This is a genomic window from Spirosoma arboris (assembly GCF_009754945.1).
GTDB lineage: Bacteria > Bacteroidota > Bacteroidia > Cytophagales > Spirosomataceae > Spirosoma > Spirosoma arboris.
The window spans coordinates 1-3479 of sequence record NZ_WPIN01000044.1 but is presented as its reverse complement, the minus strand read 5'-3'; the positions used below and the strand labels follow the sequence as shown (position 1 = coordinate 3479).

General features: G+C 46.9%; 6 protein-coding genes. 4 read left to right on the top strand and 2 right to left on the bottom strand.

Features of this window, described 5'->3' with window-relative positions; translation table 11 throughout:
- Nucleotides 1–234: low affinity iron permease family protein (locus GO755_RS40530; protein WP_198175092.1), on the bottom strand; the 234-nt coding region annotated here is incomplete at its 3' end.
- Nucleotides 235–775: 541 nt separating this feature from the next.
- Here GO755_RS40530 and GO755_RS40525 point away from each other — a divergent pair.
- From GO755_RS40525 to GO755_RS40505, 4 genes are all read left to right on the top strand, one after another.
- Complete coding sequence (locus GO755_RS40525; RefSeq protein WP_157591151.1) at nucleotides 776–1228, top strand: hypothetical protein; 453 nt, start codon at nucleotides 776–778, stop codon at nucleotides 1226–1228.
- A 262-nt stretch (nucleotides 1229–1490) separates the two neighbouring features.
- Nucleotides 1491–2114 carry a transposase gene (locus tag GO755_RS41720; RefSeq protein WP_227687293.1) on the top strand — a complete coding sequence of 208 codons (624 nt, stop codon included), beginning with the start codon at nucleotides 1491–1493 and terminating at the stop codon, nucleotides 2112–2114.
- Nucleotides 2114–2740 carry an integrase core domain-containing protein gene (locus tag GO755_RS40510; protein WP_157591149.1) on the top strand — a complete coding sequence of 209 codons (627 nt, stop codon included), beginning with the start codon at nucleotides 2114–2116 and terminating at the stop codon, nucleotides 2738–2740. The genes GO755_RS41720 and GO755_RS40510 overlap by 1 nt, the downstream gene beginning before the upstream one ends.
- A 15-nt stretch (nucleotides 2741–2755) precedes the next feature.
- Nucleotides 2756–2941 (top strand): hypothetical protein, encoded by a 186-nt coding sequence (locus GO755_RS40505; protein WP_157591148.1) that lies wholly within the window; start codon nucleotides 2756–2758, stop codon nucleotides 2939–2941.
- A gap of 107 nt (nucleotides 2942–3048) precedes the next feature.
- On the opposite strand, the gene GO755_RS40500 is transcribed toward GO755_RS40505, so the two are convergent.
- On the bottom strand, nucleotides 3049–3321 hold the full coding sequence (locus tag GO755_RS40500) for a hypothetical protein (RefSeq protein WP_157582559.1): 273 nt from the start codon (nucleotides 3319–3321) through the stop codon (nucleotides 3049–3051).
- Nucleotides 3322–3479 lie beyond the last annotated feature (158 nt).

The window sequence follows — 3479 nt, the reverse complement described above, 5'->3', positions numbered from 1 at the left end:
AGCTTTCTGGATGAGAAATACCATTAAAAAGGTGACGATAGTGGTGCCCGTATTAATGACCAGTTGCCAGGTTTCCGAGTAATGAAACAAGGGTCCGGTTACGGCCCAGACAATAACCGTTAAAAAGGCGATGATGAAAGCGGCAGAACTACCCGTGGCTTTGGTCACACTCGACGCGAAGCGCTCAAAAATACTGCTAGCTGAATTTGGGGTGGCATCCGTTTGTGGTTTCATGTTGATCGGGAGTTTTGTAGTTTTCTGGACAAACCTCGCCTAACGCGGACAGATTAGTCGCCTCCCTACTGAGTTTAATGCACTTTTAACCTGCTATTGGGCATAAATGGATAGGCCTTCTATTAGGTATTGTCTAATCATGTACTTGAATAGGCTTGCTAGCTAGTTATTCGGAGCTTAGGTGGAAGCGGGCATGCCCAGCAGCCTAGTAGTAAGCGGGTAAGGTCCAGTTTTGCGGCCACTGACGATCGATCACTCACTATAAATGAGATAACCCTTTGCGGAGTACGTATAAAAGGCCAATACATCCTGGTATGGAATTGATCGACACCAAGCTTCAACAACTCGAAGCCTGAGTAGATAAATTATTTATAGGTTGAGGGAATTTAAAAAAGCGACACCAGGCCAGCCTTCACCCTCCTGGCGCTTTGTCATACATAGTACCATATTCTCATTAATAAGCCTACTTTTTATCCCTTCTAATGTTGCCCCGTGTTAGATGCCTACCTATTAACTAAATCGGTGTAATTAACTCAAGGTTATGAAAAAGGTAATCATCCTGGGGGCTATGCTAGTGGGCATTGCTACCTTCAACGCACAGGCGCAAACAACTCCTACCCCTACCGCTCGTAGTGGTACAGGCAATGGTACGAACGGATCTGCTGCTCAAAACGGATCATCTCCCACTACCGGTAATAACGGATCAACCGTAGGTTCAGGCAGTGCTACGGGAGCAGGCTCTATGAATAGCGACCAGACTGGCCAAGGTGGCCGGGGTAAATTAGGCCGTTCGGGCTCGAGGGGTAACGGCTCATCAACGACTGGAAACAGTAGTCAGCGCGACAATTCCTCAACTGATGGCACCGGCACTCAGAGTAGCAATTCAATATCAACCCAGGATGGGTCGATGGATAATGGATCAGCACAATCGCAGGGGCGCAGCAACCGAAAGGGAAAAATGGCAAAGCCGAATTCAACGACTTCCTCAAACTAATCAGCTTTGGCTTTACAATTCCTTAGTAAGTGTAGTAGGTTTTTTTTAAAGGTCGGTTCTTACCTGGAGCCGACCTTTTTTATGAGCCATGGATAAGTTTGTCTTGCCTCAGGTTATGTACTATCTATTGTACGTTTCAAGTAGCCCCATACAGGGCATATATCGGCTGAATAAGAGGGTGTCTTAGCCCCCTGAATGACTGGACAAAATTGTAAAAACAGGTGGTGCGCCACTGCGATTAGTCCTTTTACATTCAGAAATCATGAGCAAAATTAGGCGGAGTTTTACTCCCGAAGACCGTTATTCCATCGTTCAGGAAGCCATCCGTGACGGCCATGCCGAGACTTGTCGCAAGTACAATTTATCCCCTTCATTGCTGCGCAAGTGGCGATTGAAATATTTAAGCAAAGGCAAAGAAGGTTTGAAAGACTCTTATGCGCGCGTCGATCCCCAACTGCGAGCACTCGAAGAAGAAAATGAACGCCTGAAGCGAATTGTGGCAAAACAAGCTCTGGAAATTGAGCCGCGGTGGCGGACCACTCAAAAGCGAACTGCTAAAAAAAACGCCTATTCAACCTCGGAGAAACTAGCGCTCATGAAACAGTTCGAATCTCGTGTTAACCGCACTCTACTATGCCAGTGGCTTGACCTGCCTAGGAGCGTATATTATTATCAGCCCCAGTCAGGTATACCTGGAGCACGACCCAGCCAAGTGACTACGAAGCTGGATGGTCAGATAGTAGACAATCAACTGGTAGTGAACAGTATTCGTCAGTTACTGGATGTTGAGTTCAATACCCTTGGCTACGAATACATCACGTATGAGTTGAAAAAAGAGTACCTAATCAACAAGAAAAAGGCGGCCGCCGCGCGGTGTATCGGTTGATGCAGAAGCATAATTTACTTCTAGGCAAAGTGATCCGGCCGATGGGCCAGCGAGAGTTCGTTAAATTCAGGCGAATTGAAGCTACCAAACCCTTGGAGTATCTGTGTTGGGATATCAAATATGTCTGGGTAGAAGGGGAACGCCGGAATTATTATCTGTTGAGCGTCATCGATGTGTATAGCCGTAAAATTCTAGATTGGCTATTCCAGGGCAGTATTCGCCAAATTGACCTAATCAATCTTTTCCGACGAATAAACCGGAGTCATCAACTGAAGGTGTCATTTTGCGCAATGACAATGGCAGTCAATTCATTGCTCATTCAGTGCGTAACCGCTTCGGCGGTCCGATTTTTGAAAAGCTCAGAGATCAAGCAGGAATTCACGCACGTTGCTACCCCTGAGGAGAACTCGTACATTGAAGCTTTTCACAGTATTCTTGAACACGATCTCATTGAGCGAAATGAATTTGCCAGCTATTACGAAGCTAAAGAAATGTTAGGGCGTTATTTTTCCCATTACAATTATCATCGGTTGCATCGTTCGATTGGATTTATAACACCCCAGCAGAAATGGGAAGAAGCGCAGGTAATTTACGACACAACCTTTTCAGAAAATCTGTCCAGTTAATAGGGGGTTAAGACAGTGGTTTCCTCCATCGAAGCGCATCTGATTATGCGAAATGGCGCTCGTCTGCCCATTGGGCGAAGACGAATTAGCACGGTTATTAGGCGCTTAGGGATTAGCCAGACCAAGTATGCTGGGACGGCTACCTACAAATTAAAGTCGGAATGGGATGTCAGTGCGCCAGCTTATATCGAAGTTGCTTAATGGTCAGTGCATTTTGCCACTTCCTGATCCTGAAATAGCCGCTTAGTAAAGCCTGAACGGGTCAGCCACCTAGCCGATGGGTCAATACCATCCCCTGTTTAACTCTCCTAAGTTTGGGGGCAGGACAGGGGGCCTTTTAGCAGTCGAATCTGGCAGACTTGAGAGGGATACCTCCTACCCTGCCAGTCACTACCGGGCTGAATCACCCGGCAAACCGTGTGGGTGGCGCGGGGCTGACGATGGACGGGTTCAAGGAGCAGACCAGCACATACCCGAACTAACCAGCCTCCAAACCCATCCCAAAGCGAACCCGTACTACTGACGGGCACTCCATAACAGAAGCGATCCGATGAGCTAACAACGAAAGGTTTGTGGATCATCTCAAAAAGCGTTGAGCCTATTCTTCAGACCCAGGACCATCAAAAAGGTAACTGCCTTTTCGTAAGTTTGCTTACTCAATCCCCTTGAGAGGGATCGTTAAGGATTGGCTTGCCGGGCAGTACAGGATTTTATGGATTAATGCTTAATCAAGGAAGTG

Excerpts from the sequence above, each read along its gene's own strand:
- GO755_RS40510 (WP_157591149.1), top strand. The coding sequence starts at position 2,114 with ATGCAGAAGCATAATTTACTTCTAGGCAAAGTGATCCGGCCGATGGGC.
- GO755_RS40500 (WP_157582559.1), bottom strand. The coding sequence starts at position 3,321 with ATGATCCACAAACCTTTCGTTGTTAGCTCATCGGATCGCTTCTGTTAT.
- GO755_RS41720 (WP_227687293.1), top strand. The coding sequence starts at position 1,491 with ATGAGCAAAATTAGGCGGAGTTTTACTCCCGAAGACCGTTATTCCATC.
- GO755_RS40525 (WP_157591151.1), top strand. The coding sequence starts at position 776 with ATGAAAAAGGTAATCATCCTGGGGGCTATGCTAGTGGGCATTGCTACC.